This is a genomic window from Streptomyces sp. NPDC002935 (genome assembly GCF_040611295.1).
Taxonomy (GTDB): Bacteria; Actinomycetota; Actinomycetes; order Streptomycetales; family Streptomycetaceae; genus Streptomyces.
Map to the genome: position 1 here is coordinate 1 of NZ_JBEXNW010000008.1, position 16,158 is coordinate 16,158.

Here is a 16,158-nt window from a genome sequence, read left to right on the forward strand (position 1 = left end):
CGCCGCCAACACCGGGGAATGACCAACATCAACTGACGCAGTGGGGGTCACTTTTCACCCGCCGGAATCGGCTCACTATTCAAGCGTCGCCGACACCCCGTACGGGATGAAAGCTCGATGGGCGGGCTGCTCCTCTGGCCCGCCGATGAGCCCTGGCCGATGTGCACGGCTCCCGACCACTACAACCCCGCTCGCGGTTGCGCGGTTGTCGGGCCGTCCCCCGTCGCCATGGTGCCCGTGCTGCAACTCATCGCTCGCGACGTCCCGGCATTGGTGTTCCCGGCCGGCGCCGACGTGCTCCAAGTGCTCTGGTGTCCGCTGATCCATTCTGAATACGACCAGCACTCGCCGGTGCCGGTGCTGCGGTGGCGATCCAATGCCGACCTGGCGGATCGTCCACTGCTGGATGAGACACCGCAGCCTCACGAGTTCGACGACGAGTACGTCCCACAGCCCTGCGTAATACACCCCACTGAGACTGTGGAGTACCCCAACTGGGACTTGCCCACGGAGTTGTCCGAGCACGTGGGCAAGTGGAGCGAACAGATAGAGCAGTCCTGCGGCATCTCCTACTACGACGCCTTCACCACCCAGCAGAGCAAGATTGGCGGATACCCCGGCTGGACACAGCCACCGAACTGGCCGCACTGCGCCTGCGGCTCACGAATGGAACACTTGCTGACAATCTCGGCGAGCGAATCGCGTGGCCGTTGGCTCCCGGTCGAGGAGCGCACCCGTCCCGGTTGCGGCTGGGAAACTTCAGATAACCCGGAACTACAGCATGGCAGTCACGAAATGATCATGGGTGACTGTGGAGGCGTCTATGTCTTCGTCTGCCGCACTTGCCCTACCTGGCCCACAATCCACCGCTACGACTGCTGAGCTGTAGAGAACCGAGCTCGGGCCGTGCGGCTCGGAGCCCGTCCCGCCGCGCAGAGGACCAACCATTTCTAAACCGTACTTCGTGTGCGCGTGCCACAGCCGTGCCACATTGTGCGGTCATTCACGGTCAACGACGGCTTGCTGCAGTCGAGATGCGCCGATGAGCTGGGACGGCGCTACAGCCGGAGTGACCTGGACATTCTCACGGTCGACCACGTCCGCCCTTACAAGGCGGCACTCGCCAGGCCTCAGAGTCGATGAGTCAAGTAGTGCCCCGGGGTGACCAGTTCTCCTGAGCACGACATCGGAGAAGCCCTGGCTTCCTTCGTTCGTGCCTTGCATCGCAGCCGCCAAGACGATGACCCCAGGGGTTCTCTGCCACAAAGGCACGCTCTCGGCGGCTAACCGCTGGGCAGCCCAGAACCAGCCTGGAAACGACCGGATGATCAGGCGGGTTCTCAAGGCTAACGGTGCGCAAGCACATCTTCCGGCAGAGGAGCCTCAGCTCGTGAACGTGAAGTACTTCCAGGCTCCGTACGTCGTCGTGTTCACGCTGTCGCCCGAGCCGCTGATGTAGCAGTCGCGGACGCGGAAACGGTGGCCGATGGGCGGGGTGCCCGTGAGAGTGACGACGGACTTACCTGCAGAGTCGAGCTTGAAGTACTGCTTCCCCGTGGTCTCCCAGCCGTTGGAGTATGCCTGGATCTGCAGCATCTGCTTGCGGCCCGGGTACGGCGTCATGGTGGTCGTGACGACCGGGTCCTTGGACTGGTGGAAGTAGTAGTAGGTGTGGTCCCACGTGTAGCGGGTCTTGTAGGAGCCGCCGAGAGCTGTGGACACCGTCACCCTGGCGCCGACAATGCTGGTCGTCGTCTTCGGCGCGTAGCGCCCGTCGCCGGCGAACTTCGCCGTGAGCTCGGTCTTGCGCGTCAGAGGGAGGGTGACGGACAGGTTGCCGCTGGAGTTGACCGTGCCGGACTTCACCAGGGTGTTGGGTTTGTCGGCGCCGTACGGGTTGGCCCAGATCTCGACCGTGCGGTTCTTGTACGTGGTGCCGAGGTGTGCGGTGAACGTGACGGACTGCGCGTAGTCGTACGCCTTGCCGTTGTTGTCCAGCGTCAGCGTGGACGTGGCGCGCGAGACGTCGACGGTATCCGTGGCGGTCGCCGCGGTGTGCGTGCTGTCACCGGCGTACGTCACCGTGTACTTCACCTTGCCGCCGGCCGGCGGGGTGTCCGTGAAAGAGTAAGCGCCCCCCGCGCCCAGGTACTTGGTGCCGAGGGACTTGCCGTTCGGCGACTCCAGGTCGGTGCGGGTGAACTGGAACGGGGTGCCCGCGGGCAGCGCCGGGTTCGCGGTCAGCTTGCCCTTCACGGTCAGGGCGGCGGCCCTGGTGGCCTTGGCCGGGGCATCGACTGTCAGGGTGGAGGCGTACTTGCGGGGCTCGTCGACGACGTGGAACACCGTTTCGCTGCCCACCGGGGTCAGCACGAACAGCTTCGAGCCGTCGGCCGACCAGTTGATGGCGGCACCCCACAATGACAGTTCGTGCGACAGGTTGCGGATGCTCGTCGGCCGGGCGGGGTCGTCACTGAACACAAGGGTTTCGCCGGTGTCATTGGCGTCGGCGGCGATGGCCGCGACTGTGCCGTCCGGGCCGACGCTGATCCTTTCCAGTGGCGAGGGGGTCGGGAAGGTACGTACCTCGGACAAGTCGGAGAGGCGGTACTCGGTGAGCGCCAGGCTGTAGCGGTCGGCAACGATGACGTTCTGGCCGTCCGGCGTGAGGGCGGCGTCCCTGAAGGTGCCGCTCTTCTCTGCCGAGACGCGGATCGTTGGAGTGCCGGAGGAGATGTCGTAGACGATGATCGAAACGGAGCCGCTGCCCACGTCGAGGGCGAGCAGCGTGTCCGGGTTGTCGGGGTCGGCGTAGAGCGCCGGCGCGCTCGCGAAGTCGTGGCCGACCGCCCGGTCGAGGGTCACCGTGGGCGTCTCCGCACTCAGGTCGACCTCGCCGATCCCGGAGGACTCGTAGTCGCCATAGCCGAACCAGAGTTTTCCGTCGGCGTAGACGACTCTGGAAGGGGTCGTTCCGTCGCCCGTCGGGTACTCGGCGGTTTGCGTGAGCTGCCCGGTGTCGATGGCGACGATCTTGTCCGCACCATAGAGCGCGGCATAGAGCGTGCTGGAGTCCGGGCTGAGCTCCAGGCCCGCGGCCTGGGGCAGGCCGGGGAATGTCTTGACAACCTTGCCCGTGAGGTCGGTGACAACGATCTGGTCGCGCGTGGCGTTGCTGATGAAGACATGCTGGTGGACGGGGTCCACCGCGGTGTCGTTCGCTATGAAGACAGGTATGTTCCGGCTGGAGTCGGCGGACGCCGTTGCGGCGAACACCACCGAACCGAACAGGGCCGCAAGAGCCACAGCAGTGGGAAGAGTACGCAGACGCACGGTGTCGAACCCCCGGGTGAAAGTGAGCGCATGAGGGTGCCACCGACACGTCCGATGTGTGCAAATCGCGTGCTGCATGTGGCGAGTGAGCGAAGACTAGATCATGTTGCGGAAAACTGCAGCACACGGATCGCTGCAGCCCTTCCGGACGTCGAGTGAGTACTGCGGTCCAGCAGCGAGGTATAGCAACCCCCCGACCGTGGCCAACCAGTGGTGGCCCTGCATGGCCGTCTGGCCGACCCAATGGGCCACGGGGAACACCGGGGAACCATCTGACCTCGCACCCTGTACCGACGCCACTCAGCCAGAAGTCATCGGCGCCGCCAAGGTCTCCGGTGCGATTCCTGGATAGGGGCAACCCCCACGGTTCGAGGGCGAGATGCCCTTTTCCAACTGGCCCAGGCCCCCCACGAGAACCAGGCACTGGCGGCCAGGCCGCGGATGACGCTTGGGGCGTCGTGTCCATTCACTGCGCCGATCAAGCCGCCAATGGCGCAGACGATGAGCAGCAGGGTAAGGAAGGACCAGATCACGATCTTCATGACGGGGAACGCTATCCGGCCCGCTCCGACCCTCCGAGCTCCGGACCCGTTCAAGGCAGCCGAGTACGACCAGGCGGAGCGAGCGGCCGCAACGAATGCTGCGGTACAGCAGCGGAGTACAGCAACCACCGTGACCGCAGCCGACCGCCAGCAGCCCTCAACAGCCGAGTGACCAGCTTGCTGGACCGCAAAGACCCCCTTGCCGAGAGTTCGGGACGAAGAGGTCGTGGGTTCAAATCCCGCCACCCCGACAGCTAAGTAGCAGGTCAGAGGGCCCTTACCGGGTAGGTAAGGGCCCTCTGGCGTAGCTGCGTGCCTAACTGCGTGACTATCGATTCCTGAGTGCCTACGACCCGCGTCGGTCGGAGCCGAAGATGCCGTCCATGGCCACGGCGCCGGTCTGGATCACGGGCCGGATCTGCTTCCGGTACACCTCCTCGGTCACCGCGGTGCCCGAGTGCCCGACGAGGCGAGAGATCTCCTCCAGCGGGACACCCCGGTCGGAGAGCAGGGACACGAAGCTGTGCCGGAGCTCCCTCGGCGTCCACTCGTCGAGGAGAACCGTTGGCACCCGTAGGGCCACGAGGCGCACGCACACAAGAACACCCACAAAGAGCAACCCCAACAGCCCCTCTCAGCGCAGTTGCTCGGCCAATCCGACGATGATGCCCTCCGGGCCGCGGAGGTAGCAGAGCAGATAGGTGTCCTCGAACCGGGCGATCTCGCCGACGAGTTCGGCGCCGTGAGGGCGCAGACGGGCAACGGTGTCCTCGAGGTCGTCGACGGCGAACATGACGCGGTGCGTGCCCAGAATGTTGTGCGGCCGGTTGCGCGGCCCGGCGCTGATCACTGCGGGGCTGCGGTACTTCGCCAGCTCGAGCCGACTGTGACCGTCCGGGGTCCGGAGCATCGCGATGTCACAGCGGACGCCGTCGAGTCCGGTGCACTGGTCGGCGACGAGGCCCGTGACCTCCGCCCTGCCCTCCAGCTCCATACCGAGTTCCACGAAGAACGCGATGGCGGCATCCATGTCCTCGACGACGATGCCGACGTTGTCCATCCGCTGAATCGCCATGCTGGATTCTCCTTCTTCCTCGTGCGGCCGGTGGTGGCCTCTGTTGTCCCTGGGACGGAGCCGGTGGCACGTTCTCGACATCCGCAGACTGTCGAACTCCGAAAAATCTGGATCGCGCCGCAGGTGAGAATCATCCGGATGTACCAACCCACGCCAGCACGATGAGAATGGCTCCCACGAAGGCCCACACCATGGTTGCTGCGCCGTGCGAGGTAGGGATCAGAGCAAGCATGCTCAGCCAGATACCCGGCAGGAGCGGCCGTAGCCAGTGGACGTTGGCGCCCTCCTGTCGAATACGTGTCGAAGGCGCCGATCCATCACGCTCGGCGTCCGTGGAGCACCAGGTCTGGAGGGATGCGCCGACGATCGCACCAGGCGTCTTCCAAACGGTCGGTCGTTCGGAACGTGCCGCAGTCGTGCCACATCGTGCGGTCAACCACGGTCAATGACGGCTCGTCGCAGTCGAGATGCACTGTTCCGCGCGGCGACCGGGCGTACCTCTTCGGGAGACCTTGCAGCGCACTGAGGTCGATTGAGCGGAGTCGGTGCCCAGACCCGGTGAGCACGTCCTCAGTAGTCGACAGAGCGCAGTTACGAACCCGACGCCCGGAGGAGATCCTTCTCCTTCTCCAGTGGTTCGGCCACCGAGCAGCCGGTTGGTTCTCTCAGAGCAGCGTTTGTGAGAGCACGCGTTGGAGGGCTACGGGATTTCGTGCGCGCAGTTCGGGCCCGGCCGTCACGAGGCGTTACCGAACCCAAGCTCGACGTCCAACTGCCTTTACCTCAGCCGCTATCGACCTCTACCGACCTGTCGCCGCACTCCAGATGCGCGACGACAGGGTTGCTTCGTTGACCGGATTTGGTGTAGATCCAAAACTCGACGTCTGATTCATGTTGTTGCGCTGTGCCACAGGCATGGTTGAACGGGTAAGTCACCTGTCCATTTCTCACTCGCCCGTACGAGGGATGAGAGAAGGAATGGGCCTCCTCCGCCCACCCCGATCCCTTGACTCCCTTGAAACCAAAGCCCTCCGCATTCTTTCCTGGATCAGAATAATGGACACCGAGATAGACGAGCGCTCCTTTTCGATGCGTTTCCCAACGCGTAATGGCGGGACGGTTGTGTTCTTGGACAGCCATCCTCAGCCATGTCCCAGCCTTAATCCCCAGCTGCTGATCGATGTACCAGGCGGCCTGCAAGCAGTAGAGGGCCGGCGTTCCAATTGCACCGAACAGTGATGATGCTGGGACCAGCTTGGCGAGTCGAGTGACGAACCTTGCAGCCTCGAAGACATCTAGTTCGACACTGGTGGACTTGCCATTGCTTAGCTGAGCAATGAGCTCTAGCCCCGTGTTTCCCTTTTGAAATATCTTGACTACCTTGGCTCCTTCCGGAAGGTCCAGGCCTCTAAGCCCCCTACTAAAGGCAGCCGGACCCACGTCTTTGAGGATTGCTTTTCCACAAACTGCGGCGGCTTTGCCGAACTGCACGTCCGGCAGATCCTGCGGGAACCGCTGAATCTCCGAAGAGCTGGGCCGCTGAGGGATTACTTCGGCGGCCAGCGCCGTGGATCCAGGAATCGCCATCAGCGCTGCAGCGAGCAACACTGAACCAACACCGAGGAAAGGTCGTTTCGCACCCATGGGATGCTTCTCCCTTTCAGGAACACGTCACCCCGGGCCTCGTCAACAGAAGGGAGCATCCGGGGAGTTGGCCCAGAAGGAAAGGAAGGACCAAGTTTGGGCTCCGATGAGCCCGTCGACGACGATATCGGCACATTGCTGGAAGTCCTCCGTTGCGGACTTCGTGAGCCGGCCAAAGTCCCCGTCCTCGTCCAGGCCTGCATCGATCGCCTGGTTGAGGTAGCACTGGGCTTGCTGGACCGCCCGGCCGGACGATCCCTGGTGAAGGGTCGGCCGGTTCTTGGTGTAATTGCAGATATCGTCTGGGCCCTGGGCTACGAGGTTTGTTGGATTCTTCAACTGGTGTACGGCCTGAACGCCGGACACTGCGTTCGCAGAAGGACCAGTGGACGCAGCGACAGTTGGCGCTCCCGCGAGGGCAATTGGAAGAGCCAGGGCCGCTGCGGCGGTGAACGCACGTCGCATCCTCATCGCCTCCAAGGAGAGAGCGCCCTCTCTTCATCATGCGCTTCGCGCACCCCGGTTGCATCTCGGGGACCCTGAGCGTGCGGGATTCCGAAGGCGGTGAGATTCCCGCCCGTTACAGTGCTGTTGACGGAGTTCTTGAGGGCCCGTCAGTAAGACGGGAAATCCGCACGGTCTCCAAGGGCGGTGAAGTTCCGAGGCGGCGCCGGCCTGCCTGCCGTGGGCGCCGGAACCCTCGCCGACCACCTGTCGCCGAAGTCTCTGCGCTACGAGATCGCCCAGTGCGCTGCGCGGATGGGGCCCGCCTGCTCCGCATCCCACATCCCGCGAGCTGTCTACCGAATCGCCGGATCTCGGCCCTCGCGTACCGTCCAGCCGATCGTGCCCGGGAGTTCCCCGGCGCGGATTGTGACGCCCAGGCCGGAGGCTGCCACGGCCGCCGCCGTGCCGAGGCAGAGCAACCAGCCAGGGAAGCCCGCCACGGTGCCGAGCAGGGCCGGTGCGGCCAGTGCGAACGCGGCGAGCAGCCAGACGAGTTGGCGTCCGTGCAGATCGCGGCGGAACTTCGCACGGCCGGCCAGGGAGAGGCTCGGGCGGTCGGGAGAGGTGGGGTGCAGGTTGACGGGAGCGCCGTTGACGGGGTCGGCGAGGTACGGGCGGGCGGCATCGCGGGAGAGCTCGCCCCACACCACGTGCCCTGTGTCGGCGACGAGGGCTACGGGGAGTCCCTTGTCGATCAGCTTCCAGCGCGTCGGCAGGCACATCCAGGCCTGGTGGCCGCCGAGTTGAAGTCCGGCCTGGAGCAGGTCCGTGGTGGTGCGCGTCAGGCCGGTGCCGCCGCCCGCCGGATACATCGGATAGACCTGTAATGGGGCGCCACCTCCGACCGGTGACACTTCGAGCCAGTGCGTGTGCTCGGCCTTGATCGTGCCGGGCTTGTCGCCGCGCTTCTCGTACCTCTTCCAGATGGGTGCCTCGACGCGTACGCGCACGGCGTGCACCTGCCCTGCGGCGGCGTCCGCGCACAGGACGCGCTGGCGGGGGCCCAGCCGGCGCCCCAACAGGTCGGTCACGACGTAGACGAGCAGCCAGAAGCCGAGGCCTGCCCCCACGATGACGGCGAGGACTGTCAGCACCCCCTCGTACAGAGTGAAACCGAACCGCAGTACGGCGAGCGGTGTGACGATCGTCAGTGCCACGCCCGCCGCCAGGCCCCAGTCGTGGGGTGGTTGGCGTAGCGAGCGCGGGATCGAGGCCTGCGCCGCCACAGTCGACTCGACCCGCACCGCGGCCGCCGTCCGGCACGCGAGTATCCATCCGCCGGCGGCAAGGGCGGCGACCCCGAGGGCTGCGACGATGTCCCATCTGGGAGTGGGCGCGTCGTGCCCTACGACGGTGAGACCGACCGCGACGGCAACCGCGACGAGCACGGCACCGCCGCACAAGCGGGTAAGGACTGTGGCACGTCGCATGGCGCACCTTTCTCCGAGGCTCCGGTGACGGGGTGGTCAAGGGAGTGGGGGGAGGGGTGCGCTATTCCGTCTGGTTCAGGTGGGGGCACGACATTCTCGGCCGGACAACACGGAGAAGTAAAGGGGGTTCCGGGGCTTCGCCACTGGAACCACTCGCACCCGTGAGGCAGTCTTCTCCTTCGTGGGGAATCTTCCGTCTCAGAGTGCGTCGAGCGACGCCGCAGCTCACATGGTGGTGGCCGGGGACGACGCGCTGGCGCATCGGCTGGCCGCCGAGTTGCGCGGGGTGTACGGCGAGCAGGTGACCCTCGTGGTGCCGCCCGCGCAGCGCAGTGTGCGGCCCCCGATCGTCGGACGGACGCGGGCCACGGCCCTGTTCGACCGGGTGTCCGCGGCCGTGAACCGTGCTTCCGGGAACGGAGGCGGGGGCGGCGGGAGCGGGGAGTCCGGGGGCGTCCGGACCGTTGAGACTCCCGGGTCCGAGCGGGTGCTGGAGGCCGTCGACCTCACCGACGACGTACTCGCCCACGCGGGCGTCGAGCGGGCCGCCGCGCTCGCGCTCGTGTACGACGACGACGAGACCAACATCCGTGCCGCGCTCACCGCCCGGCGGCTCAACCCCCGGATCCGCCTGGTCCTGCGGCTCTACAACCGGCGCCTCGGGCAGCACATCGAGGCCCTCCTCGACCAGGCCTCGGCACTGGCCACCGCCGCGGCCGCGGCCGCGGCCGACAGCACACTCGATGGCGGCGCCTCGAACACCGCCGGGGGCGCCTCGGGGCCGGGTGCCTCGCGGGCGAGCGGGCGCGTCGAGGCCTTCGACGCGTCCACCACCGTGCTGTCCGACGCCGACACGGCCGCGCCCGCGCTGGCCGCGACCGCCGTGGCAGGTACCAGCAAGGTCGTCCAGACCGACGGGCTGATGCTGCGCGCGGTGGAGCGGCCGCCGCCCGGTCCGGGTGAAGTCGCCGATCCGGGGCTGTGCACACTGGCGTTGCTGTCCGCCACGACCAACGACCCCGCCGGCGCCGACGGTTCCGAGGGCAGCGGGGCACAGGGGCCTCAACTCCTGCCCGACGAAAGGGCGGTGGCCGCCGCGACCGGACGCGGCACGGTCGTCCTGGAGAACGTGTCGTACTCCGGTCCCGAACTGTCCTCCGGGCGGGGCGTCGTCCCGTGGTTCGGCTCCCTGCTGTCGCGGCGGCTGCGCTGGTCGTTCGCGGGACTCGTCGCGTGTGTGGTCGGGCTCGCCGTGGCGTCGGTGCTGGTCACCGGGGAGCCCGCGCTCCAGGCGACGTATCTGACACTGCTCGATCTCTTCGCCATCAACGACCCGGCCATCGGTAAGCCACTCGGGCGGCAGATCCTCCAACTCTGCTCCGGGATGGTCGGGTTGCTGCTGCTGCCGGTGCTGCTGGCCGCCGTGCTGGAGGCGCTCGGCACCTTCCGCAGCGGCTCCGCTCTGCGGAAGCCGCCGCGCGGACTGTCCGGGCACGTGGTGCTGCTCGGCGTCGGCAAGATCGGTACACGCGTGCTGGCGCGGCTGCGGGAGCTGCGCATTCCCGTGGTGTGCGTCGAGGCGGATCCCGAGGCGCGGGGGCTGGCGCTGGCGCGACGGCTGCGGGTGCCCGTGGTGCTGGGGGACGTGACGCAGGAAGGTGTGCTGGAGGCCGCCAAGATCAATCGGGCCCACGCGCTGCTGGCGTTGACCAGCGCGGACACGACGAACCTGGAGGCCGTGCTGTACGCACGGACCGTACGGCCCGATCTGCGGGTTGTCCTGCGGCTGTACGACGACGACTTCGCGACCGCCGTGTACCGCACCCTTCGGTCCGCGCATCCCGACGCGCTCACCCGGAGCCGCAGCGTGTCCCATCTGGCCGCGCCCGCCTTCGCGGGGGCGATGATGGGGCGGCAGATCCTCGGGGCGATCCCCGTCGAGCGGCGGGTGCTGCTGTTCGCCGCCGTGGATGTGGGCGGGCACCCGCAGTTGGAGGGGCGCACGGTGGGCGAGGCGTTTCGGGCGGGGGCGTGGCGGGTGCTCGCGCTGGACACGGCGGCCCCCGGAGAGCGCCGGGCGGCCTCGGCGTCCGCCGCGCGCGGCCCCGGGCTGGTGTGGGACCTGCCCCCGACCTATGTACTGCGGTCCGAGGACCGTGTGGTCCTTGCCGCGACGCGGCGCGGACTCGCGGAGCTGCTCGGCCGGCGGCCTCGGCAGCGGGCCGGGGCGTAGGCCGGTTCGCCCCCTCCGCCCCTACCCGTCCCGTAGGTGGGGGCTTCGCCCTCGGGCCCCCAGACCACCGCCAAAGACCGCGCGCGGTTGCCCGCGCCCCTAAAAGGGGACGCGGGGAACCGTTCGACAACGGCGGTTACCGAACCAAGTGCCGCTCCGCGAAGTCCAGTTCCAGGCGGACCTGCTTGATGCGTTCGTCGACCACCAGGGAACCGTGGCCCGCGTCGTAGCGGTAGACCTCGTGGACGGCGTCGCGGGCGGCGAGGCGGGTGACGTAGTTGTCGATCTGGCGGATGGGGCAGCGAGGGTCGTTGACGCCGGCCGAGATGTAGACGGGGGCCTTGACCGCGTCGACGTAGGTCAGCGGGGAGGACGCCTCGAAGCGCTCGGGGACCTCTTCCGGGGTGCCGCCGAGAAGCGTGCGGTCCATGGCCTTCAGCGCCTCCATCTCGTCGTGGTACGCCGTGACGTAGTCGGCGACCGGGACGGCGGCGATGCCGAGGGTCCAGGCGTCGGGCTGGGTGCCGAGGCCGAGGAGGGTGAGGTAGCCGCCCCAGGAACCGCCGGTGAGGATCAGGCGGTCGGGGTCGGCCAGGCCTGACGACACCGCCCACTCGCGCACCGCCGCGATGTCCTCCAGCTCGATGAGGCCGACGCGGTGCTTGAGCGCGTCGGTCCAGGCACGGCCGTAGCCCGTGGAACCGCGGTAGTTGACCCGGACCACCGCGTAGCCGTGGTCGACCCAGGCCGCCGGGCCCGCCGCGAACGAGTCGCTGTCGTGCCAGGTCGGGCCGCCGTGGATCTCGAAGACGGTGGGCAGCGGGCCGGCGGTGCCCGCGGGCTTCTGGACCAGGGCGTGGATACGGCCGCCGGGTCCCTCGACCCAGGCGTCCTCCACGGGGACCGATCCCGGGGACTTCAGGCCGGGCGGGTCCAGGACGATCTCGCCGGTCGTGGAACGGACGGCGGACGGCTCGGCCGCCGACGACCACAGGTACTCCACCGTCCCGTCCGGGCGGGCCGTCGCCCCGGAGACCGTGCCGGGCGGGGTCGCGACCTCCGTCAGCTCTCCGGAGGCGAGGTCGTAGCGCCACAGGTCGCTGCGCGCCTCGAAGCTGTGGGCGATGAGGAGGGCCGAGCCGTCCGGATACCACTCGGCGGCCACGTCACCGGGGAGGTCGAGACCCAGGTCCGTCTCCTTGCTGGTCGTCACCTCCCACACCAGGGGTTCCCAGCGACCGCGGCGCTGGTGCCCGATGAGCAGGCGGGTGTCCCCGTCGACGGGGGAGAAGCCCAGCACCTCCAGGCCGAGCTCGACCGTGCCGCCCTCGGTGTCGTCGAGCTCGGCGACCGCCGAACCGTCCGGGCGCAGCACCCTCAGCGCCGAGTGCATCGCGTCGCCGTGCTCGGTGTGCTCGACGGCGATCAGCGAGCCGTCGTGCGAGAGGTCGCCGACCCCGGCCGACTCGCGGTGCCGGTAGATCTCCACCGTGGTCTCACCGGCGCGGGCCACATGGATCGTCGATCCGTCATCGTCCGTCGAGCGGCCCACGACGGCCGTACGCCCGTCGCGGGCGATGGCCAGACCCGCCGAGTAGGAGGGTTCGAGGCCGGGGACCGCCGGCTCGTCGACGCCTCCGTCGACCAGGCCGGCGTCGAACGGGCGGCGCCGCCAGATGCCGAACTCGTCGCCGTCCTTGTCGTCGAACCACCAGATCCACTCGCCGTCGGGCGAGAGCAGCCCGTCCATCGTGCCGTTCGGCCGACGGGTGACCTGGCGCTGCTCCCCCGTCGCGCGGTCCCACGCGTACAGCTCGTACGTCCCCGTCGCGTTCGAGACGAACAGGGAACGGTGCGGGGCGTCCTCCGCCCAGTCCGGCAGCGAAACCCGCGGTGCCCGGAAACGCTTCTCCCAGTCGGGCATCTCTGCCCGCTGCCGCTCGGTGGACCTGGTGCTCTCAGTCATGGCCCCATAGTGCCTGGCCCGCCCCGCCCCGCGCCGACGAGCTCCCCGGCCTGTGGACAACTTCGGTGCACCGCACGCTCCGCGGCCCGCCCATCGGCACGCGAAACGAGCCCGCGCTGACGGCAGGCGGCGCGGGGTCCGGTCCCGTTGGAGGGGCATGTGCGCAGGTCAGGGGCGATGTCAGTGCCGGGGTGCAGACTTTTTCGCATGACCGATCTGCGCAAGACCGTCGAGCGTTACTGGGCCGCCGCGGACGCCCGGAATTGGGGCGCGTTCGCGGACCTGCTCGCCGAGGGCGTCGTCTACACCCTGCCGCAGACGCGGGAGCGCATCAGCGGCAGGGAGCGGTACGTGGAGTTCAACCGCGAGTATCCGGGCGACTGGCACGTCCGGATCGAGCGCGTCATAGCCGAGCCCGGTCAGGCCGTCACCTGGACCCACGTCACCGTGGGCCTGGAGGAGATGCACGCGATCACGTTCTTCACGGCGGACGAGGAGGGCCGTATCGACACGGTGACCGACTTCTGGCCCGAGCCGTACGAGCCGCCGCCGGGCCGGGAGCATCTGGCCGAGCGCTTCTGAGCGGGACCCACGGCCAGGTCCCGCGCGGCCGCCCCGTACCGTGGACGGCGTGTACCGGTTCCTGCTGACGCCCCGCTGGTGGGGGATCAACGTCTTCGTGCTGTTGGCCATCCCCTTCTGCGTGTTCATGGGGTCGTGGCAGTTGGGGCGGTTCGAGGACCGGGTGCAGGACCACCGCACGGCGGACAGGGCGGCCTCGGAGGCCAGGACCGACCCGGCCCGGCCGCTGGCCGAGATGCTGCCCGTGACCATGGAGACGTCCGGCAAGCAGACCACCGCGAAGGGCCGGTACGGCAAGCAGCTCCTCGTGCCCGGCCGCGAACTGGACGGCAGGCGCGGGTACTACGTGCTGACGTTCCTGCGGGTCGACGGCGGCAAGGCGCTGCCCGTCGTCCGGGGCTGGCTGCCCGGTGACCCCGACCCGGCGAAGGCCCCGGCCGCACCCGGCGGCGAGGTCACCGTCACGGGTGCGCTCCAGGCGTCCGAGAGTCCCGGTTCGAACGGTGTCAGCGCGGCCGGCGGGCTTCCCCCGGGGCAGACCGCCGCGATCAGCTCCGCGTCGCTGGTGAACCTCGTGCCGTACGCCCCGTACGACGCGTGGATCACGCTCGACAAGGCCGACGCCGGGATGAAGGCGGTGCCTCCGACCGCGCCGCAGAACACGGGCCTGGACCTCAAGGCGTTCCAGAACCTCGGCTACACCGGCGAGTGGTTCGTCTTCGCGGGCTTCGTCGTCTTCATGTGGTTCCGCCTGCTGCGCCGCGAGGTGGAGTTCGCCCGCGACGCCGAACTGGGGCTGCTCCCGGACACCCGCGACCAGCAGTCCGAGGACGCCGACGCCACCACCACGGTGACGCCGTCCGCCACGGCCTGACAGGACGGCCGGGGCGAGCCCGACCGCCACTCGCCGGTCAGGACGATGCCAGGATTCCCGTGTGGTAGACCGTGCCCGCGCAGGCGTTGGAGACGATCACCGATGCCGTCGCGCCGCCCGTCGCCGCCGTGCTGGAGACGTTGACGCTGCCGTCCAGGACGCCGTCCTCGACCATCAGCTGGGCCACGGTGCCGCTGCCGCCCGTTTCGGCGGAGGTGCCGCCGTTGCCGGCGGTGCCTTCCGTGGGGGTCGGGTCCGGTGAGGGCTCCGCGGCGGTCGGACACGTCTCCGAGGGCACCCAGGCGAACTTCACCACGTACGAGCCGCCCGGCTGGAGCACCACGGAGGTGACCTCGGTGGAGGGGTCGGGCAGCCCGGTGGCCGCGTCGCCCGCCACATGCGTCGCCACACCGATCTTGCCGGCGTCCGCCGCGCCCTGGGCGACCGCGTTGACGGTGCCGGCGCCGGTGACCGTACAGGCGGTGGTGGAGACGTTCGAGACGGTGAAGGAGCCGTAGACCACACCGGTGGAGTCCGGGCCGGCGGCGGCACCGGAGGCCCCGCCGAGCTGCGCGGTCGTGCACGCGGTGGCGGCCGTGGCCGAGGCGGAGGGGTCGGCACCGCCCGTGGCGACCCCGCCCCCGCCCGTGTCCTTGTCGTCCGGTTTCGCCGTCTTGCCGTCCGTGCCCTTGTCCTTGGACGTGCCGGCGGAGCCGCCCGCGTCCTTGCCGTTGCCGCCCGAGCCCTTGCCCTGGCTCGCGCCGCCCTGGGCCTCCGCGGTGTTGCCCACCATGGACGGGTCGGCGTTCGACCCGGAGGAGTTGGAGACGTGGACGAACGCCGGGATCGCCGTGCCGATGAAGAGCGCCGCGGCCGCCATGCCGACCAGGGCCTGGCGCTTGCGGGCCCGTCGGGCCGGTACCGCACGGCGCAGATGGTCAAGGGTGCCGTCGGGGGGTTCGATCTCCTGGACGGCCTGGTGCAGCAGCCGGCGCAGTGCCAGCTCGTCGGAGCCGAGGCCTTCGGGTCCCAGTCCGTCCGTGCCCTGGGTGTCGGGCTGTTCGTCGGGGCCGTGGTTCACAGTTCCGTTCCCAGCGTGCGATTGCTTGTGCTCGTGTTCCGGGCGCCCCTGATCCTCGGGGCGCGGCAGGTCGTCGTTCCCACTCATGCCGAGGCCCCCATGGCGACACGGAGCGCGGCGATACCGCGCGAGCCGTACGCCTTCACCGAACCCAGGGAGACGCCGAGCGTCTCGGCGACCTGAGCCTCGGTCATGTCCGCGAAGTAGCGCAGGACCAGGACCTCGCGCTGGCGGCGCTGGAGTCCCTTCATCGCCTTGATCAGCGCGTCGCGCTCCAACTGGTCGTACGCGCCTTCCTCGGCGCTCGCCATGTCGGGCATCGGCTTCGAGAGGAGCTTGAGGCCGAGGATGCGCCGACGCAGGGCCGAGCGCGAGAGGTTGACGACGGTCTGCCGCAGATAGGCGAGCGTCTTCTCCGGGTCCCGGACGCGTTTGCGCGCCGAGTGCACCCGGATGAAGGCCTCCTGGACGACGTCCTCGCAGGAGGCGGTGTCGTCGAGCAGCAGCGCCGCGAGGCCGAGGAGCGACCGGTAGTGCGCCCGGTAGGTCTCGGTGAGGTGGTCGACGGTGGTGCCCGCCGCCAGGCTGTCGTCGGCGCCGTCGCGCTGATTCGGAATGCGGGCGGGCCGCGCTGCAGGCATGGGCGCGATCACCGGCATGCCGCCGGGCGCGCCGGGGCTGCGGGGTCGGCGGGGTGGACGCAGGGCCATGCCCCGTGTCTGTACCGCGGTGAATTCGAGTACCTCTGCCACGCCAGTTGGACACACGTCCCCCCGGCAGGGTTGTACGCGACTGGCATCACATTCGCGCCGGGTGTCACTTCGGCCGGATTCCGATCCCTCGGACCGCTCCTCGGACCGCCCGCCGGTTCGCCGTTCAGCGCGCGCGACA

Annotated in this window: 12 protein-coding genes and 1 pseudogene; 4 read left to right on the forward strand and 9 right to left on the reverse strand. The window is 68.7% G+C overall.

The annotated features are described in order from the left end of the window. The first annotated feature begins 117 nt into the window (after window positions 1–117). Window positions 118–882 carry a hypothetical protein gene (locus tag ABZX90_RS12625; protein WP_355204185.1) on the forward strand — a complete coding sequence of 255 codons (765 nt, stop codon included), beginning with the start codon at window positions 118–120 and terminating at the stop codon, window positions 880–882. Between the two features lie 501 nt (window positions 883–1,383). Here ABZX90_RS12625 and ABZX90_RS12630 read toward each other — a convergent pair. From ABZX90_RS12630 to ABZX90_RS12655, 6 genes and pseudogenes are all read right to left on the reverse strand, one after another. Next, window positions 1,384–3,306 carry an Ig-like domain repeat protein gene (locus ABZX90_RS12630; RefSeq protein ID WP_355204188.1) on the reverse strand — a complete coding sequence of 641 codons (1,923 nt, stop codon included), beginning with the start codon at window positions 3,304–3,306 and terminating at the stop codon, window positions 1,384–1,386. A 915-nt stretch (window positions 3,307–4,221) separates the two neighbouring features. Continuing rightward, window positions 4,222–4,428, reverse strand: a pseudogene (locus ABZX90_RS12635) (tyrosine-type recombinase/integrase); the annotation flags it as partial. A gap of 81 nt (window positions 4,429–4,509) precedes the next feature. After that, window positions 4,510–4,950 (reverse strand): VOC family protein, encoded by a 441-nt coding sequence (locus ABZX90_RS12640; RefSeq protein WP_351129116.1) that lies wholly within the window; start codon window positions 4,948–4,950, stop codon window positions 4,510–4,512. 783 nt (window positions 4,951–5,733) lie between these two features. Next, window positions 5,734–6,594, reverse strand: coding sequence for a hypothetical protein (locus ABZX90_RS12645; protein WP_355204192.1), 861 nt, complete (start codon window positions 6,592–6,594; stop codon window positions 5,734–5,736). A gap of 42 nt (window positions 6,595–6,636) precedes the next feature. Next, window positions 6,637–7,065, reverse strand: a complete 429-nt coding sequence (locus ABZX90_RS12650) for a peptidoglycan-binding domain-containing protein (protein WP_355204195.1) — start codon at window positions 7,063–7,065, stop codon at window positions 6,637–6,639. Window positions 7,066–7,394: 329 nt separating this feature from the next. Beyond that, on the reverse strand, window positions 7,395–8,531 hold the full coding sequence (locus tag ABZX90_RS12655; RefSeq protein ID WP_355204198.1) for a hypothetical protein: 1,137 nt from the start codon (window positions 8,529–8,531) through the stop codon (window positions 7,395–7,397). 229 nt (window positions 8,532–8,760) lie between these two features. On the opposite strand from ABZX90_RS12655, the gene ABZX90_RS12660 reads away from it, so the two are divergent. Next, on the forward strand, window positions 8,761–10,764 hold the full coding sequence (locus tag ABZX90_RS12660) for an NAD-binding protein (protein ID WP_355204201.1): 2,004 nt from the start codon (window positions 8,761–8,763) through the stop codon (window positions 10,762–10,764). A gap of 136 nt (window positions 10,765–10,900) precedes the next feature. Here ABZX90_RS12660 and ABZX90_RS12665 read toward each other — a convergent pair whose 3' ends face one another. Next, the gene (locus ABZX90_RS12665) at window positions 10,901–12,730 is read right to left on the reverse strand and encodes a prolyl oligopeptidase family serine peptidase (protein WP_355204204.1); all 1,830 of its coding nucleotides are present in this window, start codon (window positions 12,728–12,730) and stop codon (window positions 10,901–10,903) included. A gap of 207 nt (window positions 12,731–12,937) precedes the next feature. Here ABZX90_RS12665 and ABZX90_RS12670 point away from each other — a divergent pair, with 207 nt between their 5' ends. Further along, the gene (locus ABZX90_RS12670) at window positions 12,938–13,312 is read left to right on the forward strand and encodes a nuclear transport factor 2 family protein (RefSeq protein ID WP_355204207.1); all 375 of its coding nucleotides are present in this window, start codon (window positions 12,938–12,940) and stop codon (window positions 13,310–13,312) included. 49 nt (window positions 13,313–13,361) lie between these two features. After that, complete coding sequence (locus tag ABZX90_RS12675; protein WP_351129096.1) at window positions 13,362–14,186, forward strand: SURF1 family protein; 825 nt, start codon at window positions 13,362–13,364, stop codon at window positions 14,184–14,186. A gap of 37 nt (window positions 14,187–14,223) precedes the next feature. On the opposite strand, the gene ABZX90_RS12680 is transcribed toward ABZX90_RS12675, so the two are convergent. Together ABZX90_RS12680 and ABZX90_RS12685 are read right to left on the reverse strand one after the other, a co-directional pair. Further along, entirely contained in the window at window positions 14,224–15,267 is a 1,044-nt protein-coding gene (locus ABZX90_RS12680) for a hypothetical protein (RefSeq protein WP_355204210.1), read from the reverse strand. Window positions 15,268–15,350: 83 nt separating this feature from the next. Then, on the reverse strand, window positions 15,351–15,977 hold the full coding sequence (locus tag ABZX90_RS12685; RefSeq protein WP_351129150.1) for a SigE family RNA polymerase sigma factor: 627 nt from the start codon (window positions 15,975–15,977) through the stop codon (window positions 15,351–15,353). Between the last annotated feature and the right edge of the window lie 181 nt (window positions 15,978–16,158).